This window comes from Streptomyces sp. NEAU-W12 (assembly GCF_026242095.1).
GTDB lineage: Bacteria > Actinomycetota > Actinomycetes > Streptomycetales > Streptomycetaceae > Streptomyces.
Genome location: NZ_JAPJDM010000015.1, coordinates 75217 through 89656, shown reverse-complemented (window position 1 = coordinate 89656; position 14440 = coordinate 75217). Strand labels below are relative to the sequence as shown.

The following is a 14440-nucleotide window of genomic DNA, read 5'->3' as shown; positions in this document are numbered from 1 at the left end:
CGTCGGGCGGTGTGCGTGCCGCGGGCCGTTCCCGGTCGTCCGGCCGGTCGTGCGCTGCAAGCCGTTCGCGGTCGTCCGGATGGTCGCGTGCTTCCGGTCGTTCGGGGTTCACCGTGCCATTCGAGCACCCGCGCCCCCGGTGGGGCCAGGGGGCGCGGGTGTCCGTCAGACTTCCGTAAGCCGGCCGTGCGGGCCGCCCCGCCCCGCCCGCCCCGCCCGTCCGTGTGGGCCTACGACGTGCGCCCGGCCTCCTTGTCCAGCTGGAACGCCTCGTTGCCGAGCCCGATACGGGCGTGCGTCCCGGGGGCGCGGGAGCGCAGGACCAGGCCCTGGACCAGGCCGGCGACGAGGGCCAGCCCGATGATGCCGGGCAGCAGCAGGCTCAGGACGGAGTCGGGACCGGTGCCGACGAGTACGTCGAAGTCCTTGACGGTGTAGCCGGCGATCACGGCCAGGGCGAGACCGGACAGCGCCGAGGTGACCAGCCGCCAGGCCTGGGCGCCCGCGGCACCGCGGCGGACGAAGAAGACGACGACGGACAGCGAGGCGGTCGCCATCAGGACGATCACGCCGAGGGCGCCGACGTTGCCGAACCAGGTGAACAGGCGCAGGACGGGCGCGGTCGGGTCGCCGGCCGGCTTGTCGTCGGTGAGCGCGAAGGCGAGCACGAGCACCGCGGCGATGCCCGTCTGGAGCAGCGAGCCGGTGCCGGGGGCGCCGCTGGTGCCGGTGGTGCGGCCGAAGGCGGCGGGCAGCAGGCCCTCGCGGCCCATGGCGAAGGCGTACCGGGCGACGACGTTGTGGAAGCTGAGCATCGCGGCGAACATGCCGGTGACGAAGAGGACGTGCAGGACGTCCGTGAAGGTGCCGCCGAGCCGGGACTCGGTGAGGAAGAACAGCAGTCCCGCGCTCTGCTCCTGCGAGGTGGCGACGATGCCCGCGGGACCGGTGGCGACGGTGAGGGCCCAGCTGCTGATCGCGAAGAACACGGCGACGCCGGTGACGGCCAGGAACATCACGCGGGGCACCAGGACGTGCGGCCTGCTGGTCTCCTCCGCGTACACCGGGGCCTGTTCGAAGCCGAGGAAGGCGGCGATGCAGAAGCACAGGGCGGTGCCGACACCGGCGCCGGTGAGGGTGTCCGGGTCGAAGGCGTGCAGCGACAGCCCCTCCCCGCCCGGATCGGCGATGGCGGCGACGTCGAAGACGACGACCAGGAGCACCTCGACGACCAGCAGGACGCCGAGCACACGCGCGTTGACGTCGATCTTCAGCCAGCCCAGCGCGCCGACGGCGGCCAGGGCCACCAGCGACGGTATCCACCAGGCGACCTCGAGGCCGGCGTAGGTGGCGAGGAGCCCGGAGACCTCGAAGCCGAAGATGCCGTAGATGCCGACCTGGAGGGCGTTGTAGGCGACCAGCGCGACCATCGCGGCGCCCGCGCCGGCGGTGCCGCCGAGGCCGCGGGAGATGTACGCGTAGAAGGCGCCGGCGTTGTGGACGTGCCGGCTCATCTCGGCGTAGCCGAGGCTGAAGAGCACCAGCACGACGCCGAGGAGGACGAAGAGCAGCGGCTGTCCGACGATGCCCATCACCGCGAATGTGGTGGGCATGACACCCGCGACCACCATGAGGGGGGCGGTCGCGGCGAGCACGGAGAGCAGCAGTCCTCCCGTGCCGAGCCGGCCCGCACGCAGGGCACGCTCCTGTCCCTTGAACGTGCTGATGCCGTCCGCTGCGGATCTGCTCGTGCGCGAACTGTCCGTCGTCATCGGGGAACCGTCCTTGCGTCGGGAGTGGTTGCCGTGTGCTGGAGGGAGCGCGGTGAAGGGAGCGGGCCGGGTGTTCCTGAGTGGTGCACAGGGGCGCGCGAGGGGTCATCCGGTGCCGAGGGCGGCGGCCCGTGCGGCACGGAAGGCGGTGAGCGGGTCCCGGTCGGGGTACGACCAGGGAACCGGGGTGGCCTTGTCGCCGATCCGGTGGAACAGGGCGGCTGCCTCGGCGCCCCGGCCCTCGCAGACCTTGGCGTGGGCGAGGAAGTTCAGGTCGATCAGGCGGCGCGGATGGTCCTCCTGCTCCCACTCCAGCCACCAGTCGAAGGCGGCCTTCATCACCTGCCGGGCCCGGCGGCCCACCCAGTGTCCGGAGGCTGCCGGGTCGGCCCGCTCGTACCCTGCGGCGGCGAGGGCACGGTAGCGCTCGGCGTGCGCGATGACCGGCAGGATCGCCAGGGGCGAGTCCGCGGGCGCCTGCTCCGCGGACCAGTTGGCGAAGTCGTAGACCTCGTGCAGCGGGTCCGGGCCCGCCTCCACACGGCGCTCGGCGAGCCAGGCGACCACCAGATGGTGGGCGTGGTGGTGGTCCGCGTACCGGGAGCGGATCTGCTCGAAGACACGGACCGCGTCCCCCTCGGCGCCCCGGGCGCACTCCAGCAGGAGCAGGCCCAGCCAGGGGGTGGGGTCGGCGGGCAGCACGGCGGCGGCCCGGTGGCAGGCCTCGCGCGCGGGGGCGGGCTTCTCCTTGCCGCGCAGGGCACGCCGGACCTGGGCCAGGGCGAGCAGGACGGCCCCGTCCCCGGAGCCGGGGTCGGCGAGCAGCCAGTCGCGGGCCCAGGCGGCACAGGAGGGTTCCCGGGCGAGCACCGTGATCCGGTGGCCGCGGCGGTCCCAGTCCTCCCCCGTGCGCACCAGCAGCGAGCGGCTGTTCTGCCACCGGCCCTGCGCCAGTGCGGCTCGCGCGGCGACGAGTTCGTCGTCGTCGAGGGCCTCGTCGAAGGCCTGTGCCGCCCGTCTGCGGGCACGGCCGAGGGGAGGCGGGGGTGGGGGCACCGCGGACTTCCTCACGCGCTCTTCCGGTGGCTCGGCCCATGGCGGGTGGTCGGCCCGTACGGCAGTGGTCGGCTGCCGTCAGCCATGGGCTGATCACGGACAGCAAACCGCCAGCCAACAGTTGACGTCAAGGGCACCCGGGGCATTACACGCGTCAACAGGCTTCGCGGGCACATCACTTGCCACACGGCGGGCCCTGGGGGCCCGCGTGGACGGGCCCGGCGCGGGACCTGCTTCGATGGGTGCATGAGCGCTGCCGACCGTCCCGTGCCCGCCGCCGACGAGATCCTCGACATCGTGGACGAGAACGACCGGGTGACCGGCCGGGCCCCACGCGGTGAGGCCTACGCGCGAGGTCTGCGGCACCGTTGCGCGTTCGTCCTGGTCAGGGACGCCGAGGACCGGATCTTCGTACACCGGCGCACGGCGGCCAAGCTCGTCCACCCCTCCCTGTACGACATGTTCGTCGGCGGGGTCGTGGGCACCGGCGAGAGCTACGCCGAGGCGGCCCTGCGGGAGGCCGAGGAGGAGCTGGGCGTGTCCGGGCTGCCGCAGCCCACGTTCCTCTTCGCGTTCCTCTACGACGACGGCGGCGGACGGAGCTGGTGGTCGGCGGTCCACGAGGTCCGCTGCGACCTGCCGGTGAGGCCCCAGGCCGAGGAGGTGGCCTGGCACGCCTTCCTGACCGGGCCGGAGCTGGAGCGCCGCCTGGGCGGGTGGGCGTGGACTCCGGACGGCCTGGAAGCGTACGCACGCCTCAGGGCCCACCGCGGGCAGCCGGACGGCCCGGGCCGGTGAGCCGCACCGGCCCCACCCGCGTCCCGGCCCCCGGGTAGGGTCGCAGAGTGATCGACTTCATGCGGAACGTCCGGTTGTGGTTCGCGCCCCAGGACGTGCGGCAGGAGGGGGACACGCCCGACTACCGGTTCTCCCTGGCGAACGAGCGCACGTTCCTGGCCTGGCTGCGAACCGCGCTCGCGCTGGTCGGCGGCGGTTTCGCCGTGGACCAGTTCCTGCCGGACCTGCGCTGGGGCTGGCGGGTCGGGCTCGCGCTGGCGCTGCTCACCGCGGGGGTGCTGTGCGCGCTGCGCGCGGTCAACCACTGGGTGCGCTGCGAGCGGGCGATGCGGCGCGGCGAGGACCTGCCGGTGTCCCGGTTCCCCGTGCTGCTGAGTCTCGTGGTCGCCGTCGTCGCGCTGGCGATGGTCGTCGTGGTGCTCGCCGGATGGGACGGGTGACCGGGCCGCCCGGGGTGCGGGCGGACCGGGACCCCGGGCTGCAGCCCGAGCGGACCCGGCTCGCCTGGCGCCGTACGACCCTGGCGGCCACGGTCGCGTCCGTGCTGGCCGTGCGGACCGCGCTGCACGGCGGCGTGTCGGCCGCAGGGGTGGTCCTGGGCGCGCTGTGCTGCGCCTGCTGGCTGGGGTTCCTCCTGATCGCCCACCGGCGGATCGACACCCTCTCGGCCACCGGCACCCCGGCCGTGCCCGCCCCGCGGCACCTCACCGCGGCGGTGCTCTGCACCACGGCCCTGGCCGTGTGCGGGGCGGCCCTCGTCCTCCAGGGCTGACGACGTACGGGGCCGACGGGCGGCCGACCCGACGGGCGGCCTCTTCCTGCCCCCTCCCGTCCGCCGTCCACCCGTCTCCCTGTCCGCCGTCTACCCGTTGGCCGTCTGCTCGTCCACCGTCACGACGATCTTCCCCCTGGTCCGGCCCTCCTGGCTGAGGCGGTGGGCGTCCGCCGCGCGTTCCAGCGGGAACGTCTCGGAGACGTGCACGCTCACGACGCCCTGTTCCGCCAGTTCGGACAGGCGCCCGAGGTCCTGCGGGTCGGGGCGGACGAACCAGTAGTGGCCGCCGTACTCCACGACGGCGGGATCGGTGATCGACGCGAGCCGGCCCCCGGACGCCAGGGCCGTGGCGGAGTCCTTCAGGGCGTCACCGCCGACCGAGTCGAACACGGCGTCCACACCGCCCGGGGCGAGCCCCCGCAGCCGCTCGGCGAGGCCGTCGCCGTAGGTCACCGGTTCCCCGCCCAGGCTTCGCACGAAGTCGTGGTTGCGCTCGCTCGCCGTACCGATGACACGGGCACCGAGGTGCGCGGCGAGCTGGACGGCGACGGAACCGACACCGCCGGCCGCGGCGTGCACCAGGACGGTCTCGCCGCGCTTCACCCGAAGGACCCTGTGCAGCACCTGGTAGGCGGTGAGTCCCGCGAGGGGCAGCCCGGCGGCCTCCTCGAAGGACAGGTTGCGCGGCTTGCGCGCGAGGGCCCGCACCGGGGCGGCCACGTACTCGGCGAAGGTGCCGCGGGAGAGGAAGTCCTCGCGCACGTAGCCGATGACCTCGTCGCCGGCGGCGAACTCGGGGACGGCCGCACCCGGTCGTACCACCACGCCCGAGACGTCCCATCCCGGAACGACGGGGAACACCGGGCTCAGGATCTGGTCGAGGTAGCCCTCGCGGCACTTCCAGTCGACGGGGTTGACGGCCGCCGCCCGCACCTTCACGAGCACGGAGTCGGGGCCGACCCGGGGCTCCGCCACCTCCGTGAGTTCGAGTACCTCGGGGCCGCCGTACTGTGCATAGCTGATCGCTTTCATGGGACCGAGCCTTCGCCGTCGTCTCCCGCGACGCAAGTGGATGGCCCGATCACACCCGACGTGCGGCCCGATCACTTCGCTCGTGGCCCCCATCACGTTCCCCTCCCGCCCTGGACGGCATACCGACTGGTCGGCATCATGTGTTCGGTACTGTCACCGGCCCGTAGGAGCGAGTATGAGCCCCGACCACCCGCCCGGACTGGATCTCGACCGGCTGGGCGCGCTGCTCTCCCGCGAGCGGCCCGGTCTGGTGAACGGCCCGCTCTCCGGCCGGCTGATCGAGGGCGGCCGGTCGAACCTCACGTACGCGGTCTCCGACGGCACCGCCAAGTGGGTGATACGGCGTCCTCCGCTCGGGCATGTCCTGGCCACCGCGCACGACATGAAGCGCGAGCACCGGGTGATCAGCGCGCTGCACACCACCCCCGTCCCGGTCCCCCGCACGGTCCTGCTGTGCGAGGACGAGGAGGTGCTGGGGGCGCCCTTCTACGTCATGGAGTTCGTCGAGGGCACCCCGTACCGGACGGCGGACCAGCTGGCGCCGCTCGGCCCGGAGCGCACCCGGCAGGCGGTGCTCGGCCTGGTGGACACGCTGGTCGACCTGCACGCCGTGGACCCCGACGCGGTGGGCCTGGCGGGCTTCGGCCGCCCCGAGGGCTTCCTGGACCGGCAGCTGCGCCGCTGGGGCAAGCAGCTGGACGCCTCCCGCAACCGGGACCTGGCCGGGATCGACGAACTGCACGCCGCGCTCGGCCGGGAGCTGCCCCGCTCCCCCGCACCGGCCGTGGTGCACGGCGACTACCGCCTGGACAACGTCCTGATCGCGAGCACCGACGGGGGCACCGACTCGATCCGGGCGGTCCTCGACTGGGAGATGTCCACGCTCGGCGACCCGCTGACCGACCTCGGCCTGCTGGTGATGTACGGCATGCCGCTGGGCATGCCCGACTCCCCGGTCTCCACGACCGCCGAGGCCCCCGGGCACCCGTCGCCCGCCGAGCTGATCGAGCGGTACGCCGCCCGTTCGGGCCGTGACGTCTCCGCGGTCTCCTGGTACACCGCGTTCGCCTGGTTCAAGCTCGCGGTGATCCTCGAGGGCATCCACTACCGCTACACGCTGGGACAGACCGTCGGCCCCGGCTTCGACCGCATCGGCGATCTCGTCCCCGTTTTCATCGAGCACGGTCTGACCACGCTTCGCGAAGGCCTCCGGAAGGGCTGAACCATGGACTTCACGTTCGACGCGCGCACCGAGGAACTGCGGGCCAGGCTCCTCGCCTTCATGGACGAGCACGTCCACCCCGCCGAGCAGGTCGCCGACGAGCAGCGCGCCGCGCTGGACTCGCCGTGGGCGAACGCCCCCGTGGTGGAGGAGCTCAAGGCGGAGGCGCGCAGGCAGGGCCTGTGGAACCTGTTCCTGCCCGACTCCGCGTACGGTGCCGGGCTCACCAACCTCCAGTACGCGCCACTCGCCGAGATCATGGGCCGCTCCCCGCAGCTGGCGCCCACGGCGACGAACTGCGCGGCGCCCGACACCGGCAACATGGAGGTGCTGGCGCAGTTCGGGGACGAACAGCAGAAGAAGCAGTGGCTGGAGCCGCTGCTGGCGGGTGAGATCCGCTCGGCGTTCGCGATGACCGAGCCGGACGTGGCCTCCTCCGACGCCACCAACATCACCACGCGCATCGAGCGGGAGGGCGACGAGTACGTCGTCACGGGCCGCAAGTGGTACATCTCCGGGGCGATGCACCCGGACTGCAGGATCTTCATCGTGATGGGCAAGACCGACCCCGACGGCGCGGACGTCCGGCGCCAGCAGTCCATGATCCTGGTGCCGCGCGACACCCCGGGCGTCACGATCAGGCGTGCCATGCGGGTGTTCGGCTACGAGGACCACTACCACGGCGGCCATGCCGAGGTGGTCTTCGACCGGGCTCGCGTGCCGGTGTCGAACCTGATCGGCGAGGAGGGCGGCGGCTTCGCCATCGCCCAGGCACGGCTCGGTCCCGGCCGCATCCACCACTGCATGCGGCTGATCGGCATGGCCGAGCGGGCGATCGAGCTGATGTGCCGGCGGGCCGTGTCCCGGGACGCCTTCGGCAAGGCACTCGCCCAGCAGGGCGTGGTGCAGAACTGGATCGCGGACGCGCGGGTCGCCGTCGAGCAGCTGCGCCTGCTGGTGCTGAAGACGGCCTGGATGATGGACACCGTCGGCAACCGGGGCGCGCACACCGAGATCCAGGCCATCAAGATCGCCACTCCGCGCGCGGTCGTCGGCATCCTCGACCGGGCCATCCAGCTGTACGGAGCGGGCGGGGTCAGTCAGGACCACCCGCTGGCCGAGCTGTACGCCGCCGCGCGGACGCTGATGATCGCCGACGGCCCGGACGAGGTGCACCAGCGGTCGCTGGCACGGCGGGAGATCAAGAAGTACCGGTAGGAGGCGCGGACCCGGGGCCCGCGGGCCCCGGTGGGTCCTGCTGCATCTCAGGGGCGCAGGGCGCGCAGCAGCAGGTCGGCGAGGTGGTCGGCGACCTGCTGCGGGGTGAGGGGGCCGTCGGGGCGGTACCAGGTCGACAGGTGGTGGACCGAGCCGAAGTGGTAGTCCACCACCAGGTCGGCCGGGGTCGCCGTGGAGAACACGCCGGCCGCCTGCCCCTCCTCGACCAGCGCACGGAAACGCTCGTGGTAGCGGCGGCGCTCGGCCCGTACCTGCTTGTTCTTCTCCGGGCTCAGGTGGTGCATGGAGCGGAAGAAGATCGACGCGTCGTCGAGGTTCTCGATCGTCGTGACGACGACGTCCGCCGCCGCGCCCCGCAGGCGCTTGTCGATCGGCTCGTCGGCGTTCGCGTAGGCGTCCAGACGCTCCTGCTGGACGCGCAGCACGCGCGCGTAGATCTCGTGCAGCAGGTCGTCCTTGGAGCCGAAGTAGTGGTAGAGCGCCCCCTTGGTGACTCCGGCCGCCTCGACGATCTCCTGTACCGAAGTACGGTCGTAGCCCTGCTCGGCGAAGAGCCGGGTGGCGGCGGCCAGGAGCCGCTGCGGTACCGGGGGCCCGTCGCCGTCCGTCGTCCTGGGCACTTCCGCCACCTGCCTTCCGTGTCACTGCCGGTCGTCACACACTGCTGGTACTGCCGCTCGCCGCCGGCCCGGGGACGCGGTCCGTCCCCGACGGGGATCTTCCCATTCTCCGGCCCCGGCGCGTCGGGCAGGATCGCATCGCGGTACGCGGGGCCTCACCGCGTACCGGCGTCACCCGGTGTCGCCCGGTATCACCTGGTGGACTCCCAGTGCCGCTGGATGCGGTTCATGCCGCCGAGCCAGCGCTCCGGGTCGGCGGCGCGGGCCTGGTAGTACTCGGCGACCTCGGGGTGCGGCAGGATGAGGAAGCGGTCCTCGTCGATGCCGTGGAACAGGGCGTCGACCACGTCGTCCGGCTCGATCGCGGTCGGCCTGAGGACCAGGTCGCCCGCGCTGCCGCTGGCGGTGAGCATGTCGGTGCGCACGCCCTGCGGGCAGATCGCGTGGACCTTCACCCCACGGTGGCGGTACGTCAGCGACAGCCACTCGGCGAAGGCGTAGGCGCCGTGCTTGGTGACGCTGTAGGGGGCCGTGCCGATCATGGTGAGCAGTCCGGCGGCGGAGACGGTGGAGACGAAGCGGCCGCTGCCGCGCTCCAGCCAGTCCGGGAGCAGCGCGTGCGCCGCGCGGACGTGGGCCATGACGTTGACGTCCCAGGAGAGCGCCCAGCCCTGCTCGTCGAGCGGCGCGCCCGGTTCCCCGCCGTCGCGGCCGACGCCGGCGTTGGCGCAGTAGACGTCGACCGTGCCGCCGAGCGCGTCCCGGGCGTCGGGAACGACGGACGAGGCGTCCCCGGGGACGGCGATGCCGCCGATCTCGTCGGCGACGGCCCTGGCCCGCCCGGCGTCCAGGTCGTTGACGACGACCTGGGCCCCCTGGCCCGCGAAGCGGCGGGCGAGCGCCGCCCCGATGCCGCCCCCGGCTCCCGTGACGACCACCTTCGCACCCTGTACGGCTTCCATCATCGGCTCCTTCGGCACGGCTGCCCGGTTGCTCCTCGGCCACGTGACCGCACGGCCACCGGCCGCCCCGACCGCACGAGCGGTCGTCGTGCGACGCGACGCGTCGCGCCAGACTAACCGGTCGGTATGTCGGGCGGAAGAGAGGGAGCGGAGCCGAACGGCGGCGGCCCGGCTCGTTCCCCGGACGGTTCACGCGCGTTAACGTGCGTGAACATGACATCGGGAGCGATCGCGGAGGTCACGGTATGAGACTGTCCAGACGGAGCCTGCTCGCCACCACCACAGCCACCCTCACGACCGCCGCCGCGACCCCCGCGGCCGCCGGGGCGGCCCCCCGGGGACAGGCCGAAGGGCCTGCGGAATCCGGGCGGGCGGCCCCGGTGCCCGGGGGCCGCGGCCTGCGCACCGGCTTCGAGCAGCTCTCCGCGGCCGGATACGCGCCGCTCGACGGGGAGCGGGTCGGCGTGGTCACCAACCCGACGGGCATCACCCGGGACGCGCGGCACATCGTCGACGTCATGCACGCCGACGACCGCGTGGACCTGACCGCCGTGTTCGGCCCCGAGCACGGCTTCCGGGGCACCGCGCAGGCGGGCGGCTCGGAGGGCCGCTACGACGATCCGGCGACCGGACTGCCCGTCTACGACACGTACCTGAAGAGCGGCAGGCCGCTCGCCGACGTCTTCACCGCGTCGGGCGTCGACACGGTCGTCTTCGACATCCAGGACGCGGGCGCCCGCTTCTACACGTACATCTGGACGCTGTACGACTGCATGGAGGCGGCCCGGCTCGCGGGCAAGCGGTTCGTGGTCCTCGACCGGCCGAACCCGGTGACCGGGCGGGCCGCCCTGGGGCCCGTGCTGCACCCGGAGTTCGCGACGTTCGTCGGACGGCAGCCGATCGCGCAGGTGCACGGAATGACGGTGGCGGAACTGGCACGGCTGTTCAACGCCGAGTTCCTGCCCGCGCCGGTGCGGCTGGAGACGGTACGGATGTCGGGCTGGCGGCGGTCCGACTTCTACGACGCCTCGGGGCTGCCCTGGGTGCCGCCCAGCCCCAACATGCCGACGCCCGAGACGGCCCTGGTGTACGCGGGGACATGCCTGTTCGAAGGCACCAACCTGTCCGAGGGGCGCGGGACGACCCGGCCGTTCGAGCTCCTGGGCGCGGAGGGGATCGACGGGCGCTGGGCGGCCGGGGCGAACGGGCTGGGGCTGGCGGGTGTGCGCTTCCGCGAGGCGTACTTCGCGCCGACGTTCTCCAAGTTCCAGGGGAGGACGGTCGGGGGTGTGCAGCTCCACGTGCACGACCGGGAGGCGTTCGATCCGGTGCGTACGGGTGTGGGGCTGCTGGTGAGCGCGAAGCGGGCGTGGAGCGGGTTCGCCTGGCGCCCGGACCACTGGATCGACAGGCTCACCGGCTCCGAGCGGGTGCGCACGATGATCGACGCGGGCGCGGACACGGACGAGGTGGTGGCCGGCTGGCGGGAGGAGCTGGCGGCGTTCCGGCGAACGCGGCGGGAGTACCTGCTGTACCGCTGAGCCCGCCTCGGGCGCCGGTGCGTGCCGAGGTCCCACCGCCGCCACCTGCGCGGACACCGCCCCTGCGGGGTTCTTCGAAGACCGCGGGGGCGATCAGGGACGCGATCGGCGCGCATAACGCCGCGGCCTTCAGGAACCCGTGGAGCCCGCGGGGAGTTCTCTGTCTGTCGGGGCCGGTGCGCCGGTACGCCGCGGAACAGGGCTCCCCCGACGGGAACCGGACCGCCGGGACGTTCCCGCCGCGCATGGGAACGGGCTGCCCGGGCAACCGCCCTGGACAGCCGCCGAGGGCCGGGGGCGGCGAGGGAGACGACCACGGACATGACCACGGAACGGGCCACGGGGACGCCGTGGGAGACCACGGCTGAAGCACGGGGCACGGGAGTTGGCCCACGGCTCCGCGCGACCGGCCGGGGCAGGCCGCCTGAAGAGGGATGGAGCCGATTCGCTTGTCGATACGTCTATTCGGCGACGTCCGTTCGACGACGCCGAAGTGACCGGATTACAGGTGCAGGTGTGACGGAGGTGCACGACGATGGCCGGTTTCCGAAGTCTGGCGAGACAGGTCCGAGATCCGCGGTCCGATCTGGCACTGCGGCGCTATTCGCTGCGCAAGTGCCTTGAGCGGTTCGCTCCGTACGGGCACAGGGCGACCTGGGACCATCTGTGCGCGCGTGCGGGATTCGACCCCGAGGACCGCTCCGTCGACCCGGCGCGGCTCGTGGCCGCACTGGACGAGCTGGAGGAGGCCCGCGCGGTCTGGCTGGGCTACGAGGTGGAGTTCGCCGAGCGCCGCAGGAAGGAGAAGCACGGCGGCCTGCGCAGGCCGGGCAGTGTGGACGACTGGCACCGGCTGACCTGGGGCGGTTTCGGTGTGGCCTGGTGCGACGACCCGCGGGTGCATCCGCGGGAACCGCTGGCCGAGGTGCTGCGGCGGCTGATCGCCGCGCTGGAGCGCGAACCGGGTGACGCCTGCCCCGTGTGCCGGGGGGAGCGGCTCAGGTGGCGGTACGGCCTGGACCACGAGCCGTCGGCGGGACCGGTCTGCTCGGACTGCGGAATCCTGGTGCCGCGCCCCGTTCTGACGACCGAGGCACTGGCGGACGCCAGGCGGTCGAAGCTGCTGGTGTCGGCCTGAGAGGCGCGGGGGCGCGCCGGGGATGCCGCGCCCCCGCTGTCACGGGACGACTGTCACGCGGTGCCGGTGCCGGCCGGCGGGGCGCCCGACCCGGCGGGGCGTTTCCCGGCCAGCAGCCGGGAGCCCGTCAGGCGGTCGCCGAAGACGTCGTCCGGGTTGGACAGGACACAGGAGTCGAGCGACAGGCAACCGCAGCCGATGCAGTCGGTGAGGTGGTCGCGCAGCCGGTTGAGCCGCTCGATGCGCTCGTCCAGCTCCGCGCGCCACGCCTCGGAGAGGCGGGCCCAGTCCTCCCGCGTGGGAGTACGTTCCCGAGGCAGCTCGGCGAGCGCACCGCGGATGGTGGCGAGCGGGATGCCGACCCGCTGGGCGGCCCTGATGAAGGCCACCCGGCGCAGGGTGTCACGGCTGTAGCGGCGCTGGTTGCCCGAGGTCCGCCGGCTGCTGATCAGCCCCTTGGACTCGTAGAAGTGGAGGGCCGAGACGGCGGCGCCGCTGCGCTCCGCGAGGCGGCCGACCGTGAGTTCGTGGATCTTCTCCGGAATCTGGGGCACGCCTCGAAGGCTACCCACCCCGTGTGGCGGCCGGTGCGTTGACAACGCCCGCACGGCCGACCATGCTAAGCAGTCGCTTAGGCATGCGCGGTGGCGCGCGCGACCACGTGACGCGAGAGGCCGGGACATGGCAGAGCCGAGAATCTTCACGTCCGCCGACGACCTGAAGGCGGCGGTGGGCGAACAGCTGGGGTACACGGACTGGCTGGAGGTCGACCAGAAGCGGGTCGACCTGTTCGCCGAGGCCACCGGTGACCACCAGTGGATCCACGTCGATCCGGAGCGGGCCGCGTCGGGGCCGTTCGGCACGACCATCGCGCACGGCTATCTGACGCTGTCGCTGCTGCCGCTGTTCGGCCCGCAGCTGCTCTCCGTCGAGGGCGTGAAGATGGGCGTCAACTACGGCACGAACAAGGTGCGTTTCCCCGCACCCCTCCCGGTGGGGTCGCGGGTGCGCGCCACCGCGAAGGTCACCGCCGTGGACGAGGTGGGGGGCGGCGTCCAGGTGACCACGGCGTTCACCGTGGAGCGCGAGGGCGGCGACAAGCCGGTGTGCGTGGCCGAGTCGGTGGCCCGGTACTACCTCTGAGCCCGGGCCGGCGGCGCCCTACTCCCCGGGCGCGGTGCCCGTGCGGCCGGCGCCGACCATGCGCAGGACGAGGTCGGCGTAGAGGGCGCCGACCTCCTCGGGGGTGCGGGAGCCGTTGACGTTGAACCAGCGTGCGACGTCGATGCACAGGGAGAGCACGGCGAGGGTGGTGCCCCGCACGTCCCCGACGTCGAACTCGCCCGAACGCACGCCCTCCTCGATGATCCCGCGCACCTCGGCGTCGACCTGCCGGCGCAGGGCGATGATCTCGGCGCGGGCGTCGGGGCCGAGCGAGTCGAGTTCGTACTGCACGACCCTCGCGGTGGTACGCCTGCCCGCGTGCCAGCGGACGAAGGAGCTCACGGCCTCGGCGAGACGCCGGGTCGCGCTGCCCTCGGCGCGGGCCGCGGTCCGCAGGATGTCCAGGACCTTCTCGTGGCCGATCCTGCTGATGCGGTGGAGCAGCTCTTCCTTGGTCTTGTAGTGGATGTAGAGCGCGGCCGGGCTCATGCCGGCACGGCCGGCGATGTCGCGGGTCGTCGTGGCGTGGTAGCCACGCTCCGCGAACGCCTCGACGGCGGCGAGCAGCAGCCGTCGGGCCGCGTCGGGCGTGACCTCACCCCACGGCTGCGCATCGGCCTCGGCCGTCTCCCTCACCGCATTCATCGCTCACCCCGTTCACTGGCAGGGGTAACACCATACCGGCAAGGGTGAGCGGTCGCTTAGGGCGTGCCCTTCGTCCGCTCGTCCGAGCGGACGAGCGGACGTCGTCCCGCGGAATGCTCACAGCTTTTCGAAGGGATCGTGTTCCGCGAGGAGCTTCTCCAGCCGCGCCTGGTCCACCCGGCTCACGATCTGGCCGGCCTCCTGACGGTCACGGATGACCTTGGCCAGGGTGAAGGCGGAGGTGACGAGGTACAGGACGGCGATCGCCATGAAGCCGCGCACCCAGGCGTCGGCCTCGAGCCGGATGACGCCGAAGGCCGTCGCCCCCAGGGCGACGGCGAACGAGACGACGGCCTGACCGTAGAAGGCCGCCGTGCTCTGCTGCTTGACCGGTGTGTCACTCATGGGAAACAGGGTCGGCGACCACGGCACCGCGCACATCCGTCCGGATACTCAGATCCACCCCGGGCGAGTCA

General features: G+C 72.9%; 16 protein-coding genes. 8 read left to right on the top strand and 8 right to left on the bottom strand.

Annotation, left to right across the window (positions count from 1 at the left end; genetic code table 11):
- Positions 1-230: 230 nt before the first annotated feature.
- Both ORI94_RS20220 and ORI94_RS20215 read right to left on the bottom strand, forming a co-directional pair.
- On the bottom strand, positions 231-1772 hold the full coding sequence (locus tag ORI94_RS20220) for an APC family permease (RefSeq protein WP_266077549.1): 1542 nt from the start codon (positions 1770-1772) through the stop codon (positions 231-233).
- 105 nt (positions 1773-1877) lie between these two features.
- The gene (locus tag ORI94_RS20215; RefSeq protein WP_266077547.1) at positions 1878-2828 is read right to left on the bottom strand and encodes a hypothetical protein; all 951 of its coding nucleotides are present in this window, start codon (positions 2826-2828) and stop codon (positions 1878-1880) included.
- A gap of 246 nt (positions 2829-3074) precedes the next feature.
- Here ORI94_RS20215 and ORI94_RS20210 point away from each other — a divergent pair, with 246 nt between their 5' ends.
- The 3 genes from ORI94_RS20210 to ORI94_RS20200 are packed head-to-tail and all read left to right on the top strand — an operon-like array spanning position 3075 to position 4398.
- Complete coding sequence (locus ORI94_RS20210) at positions 3075-3626, top strand: NUDIX hydrolase (protein ID WP_416237858.1); 552 nt, start codon at positions 3075-3077, stop codon at positions 3624-3626.
- A gap of 47 nt (positions 3627-3673) precedes the next feature.
- The gene (locus ORI94_RS20205; protein ID WP_266077545.1) at positions 3674-4066 is read left to right on the top strand and encodes a YidH family protein; all 393 of its coding nucleotides are present in this window, start codon (positions 3674-3676) and stop codon (positions 4064-4066) included.
- Entirely contained in the window at positions 4054-4398 is a 345-nt protein-coding gene (locus ORI94_RS20200) for a DUF202 domain-containing protein (RefSeq protein WP_266077543.1), read from the top strand. The genes ORI94_RS20205 and ORI94_RS20200 overlap by 13 nt, the downstream gene beginning before the upstream one ends.
- A 90-nt stretch (positions 4399-4488) precedes the next feature.
- On the opposite strand, the gene ORI94_RS20195 is transcribed toward ORI94_RS20200, so the two are convergent.
- Entirely contained in the window at positions 4489-5433 is a 945-nt protein-coding gene (locus ORI94_RS20195) for an NADP-dependent oxidoreductase (protein ID WP_266077541.1), read from the bottom strand.
- 175 nt (positions 5434-5608) lie between these two features.
- On the opposite strand from ORI94_RS20195, the gene ORI94_RS20190 reads away from it, so the two are divergent.
- Positions 5609-6655, top strand: coding sequence for a phosphotransferase family protein (locus ORI94_RS20190; RefSeq protein ID WP_266077539.1), 1047 nt, complete (start codon positions 5609-5611; stop codon positions 6653-6655).
- Between the two features lie 3 nt (positions 6656-6658).
- On the top strand, positions 6659-7873 hold the full coding sequence (locus tag ORI94_RS20185) for an acyl-CoA dehydrogenase family protein (RefSeq protein WP_266077537.1): 1215 nt from the start codon (positions 6659-6661) through the stop codon (positions 7871-7873).
- Positions 7874-7920: 47 nt separating this feature from the next.
- Here the strand turns inward: ORI94_RS20185 and ORI94_RS20180 are convergent, their stop codons facing one another.
- A complete protein-coding gene (locus tag ORI94_RS20180) occupies positions 7921-8514 on the bottom strand; it encodes a TetR/AcrR family transcriptional regulator (RefSeq protein ID WP_042168834.1) in 594 nt (197 codons plus the stop codon).
- Between the two features lie 191 nt (positions 8515-8705).
- Positions 8706-9479, bottom strand: coding sequence for an SDR family oxidoreductase (locus tag ORI94_RS20175; protein WP_266077535.1), 774 nt, complete (start codon positions 9477-9479; stop codon positions 8706-8708).
- A gap of 242 nt (positions 9480-9721) precedes the next feature.
- Between ORI94_RS20175 and ORI94_RS20170 the strand changes: the two genes are divergently transcribed.
- Complete coding sequence (locus ORI94_RS20170; protein ID WP_266077533.1) at positions 9722-11017, top strand: DUF1343 domain-containing protein; 1296 nt, start codon at positions 9722-9724, stop codon at positions 11015-11017.
- A 535-nt stretch (positions 11018-11552) separates the two neighbouring features.
- Positions 11553-12155, top strand: coding sequence for a hypothetical protein (locus tag ORI94_RS20165; protein WP_266077531.1), 603 nt, complete (start codon positions 11553-11555; stop codon positions 12153-12155).
- Positions 12156-12208: 53 nt separating this feature from the next.
- Here the strand turns inward: ORI94_RS20165 and soxR are convergent, their stop codons facing one another.
- Positions 12209-12709 carry a redox-sensitive transcriptional activator SoxR gene (gene soxR, locus ORI94_RS20160; protein WP_266077529.1) on the bottom strand — a complete coding sequence of 167 codons (501 nt, stop codon included), beginning with the start codon at positions 12707-12709 and terminating at the stop codon, positions 12209-12211.
- 127 nt (positions 12710-12836) lie between these two features.
- Here soxR and ORI94_RS20155 point away from each other — a divergent pair, with 127 nt between their 5' ends.
- On the top strand, positions 12837-13298 hold the full coding sequence (locus tag ORI94_RS20155) for a MaoC family dehydratase (RefSeq protein ID WP_266077527.1): 462 nt from the start codon (positions 12837-12839) through the stop codon (positions 13296-13298).
- An 18-nt stretch (positions 13299-13316) separates the two neighbouring features.
- Here ORI94_RS20155 and ORI94_RS20150 read toward each other — a convergent pair whose 3' ends face one another.
- Positions 13317-13964 (bottom strand): TetR/AcrR family transcriptional regulator, encoded by a 648-nt coding sequence (locus ORI94_RS20150; RefSeq protein WP_266077525.1) that lies wholly within the window; start codon positions 13962-13964, stop codon positions 13317-13319.
- Between the two features lie 117 nt (positions 13965-14081).
- On the bottom strand, positions 14082-14369 hold the full coding sequence (locus tag ORI94_RS20145; RefSeq protein ID WP_266077523.1) for a YiaA/YiaB family inner membrane protein: 288 nt from the start codon (positions 14367-14369) through the stop codon (positions 14082-14084).
- Positions 14370-14440: the final 71 nt, after the last annotated feature.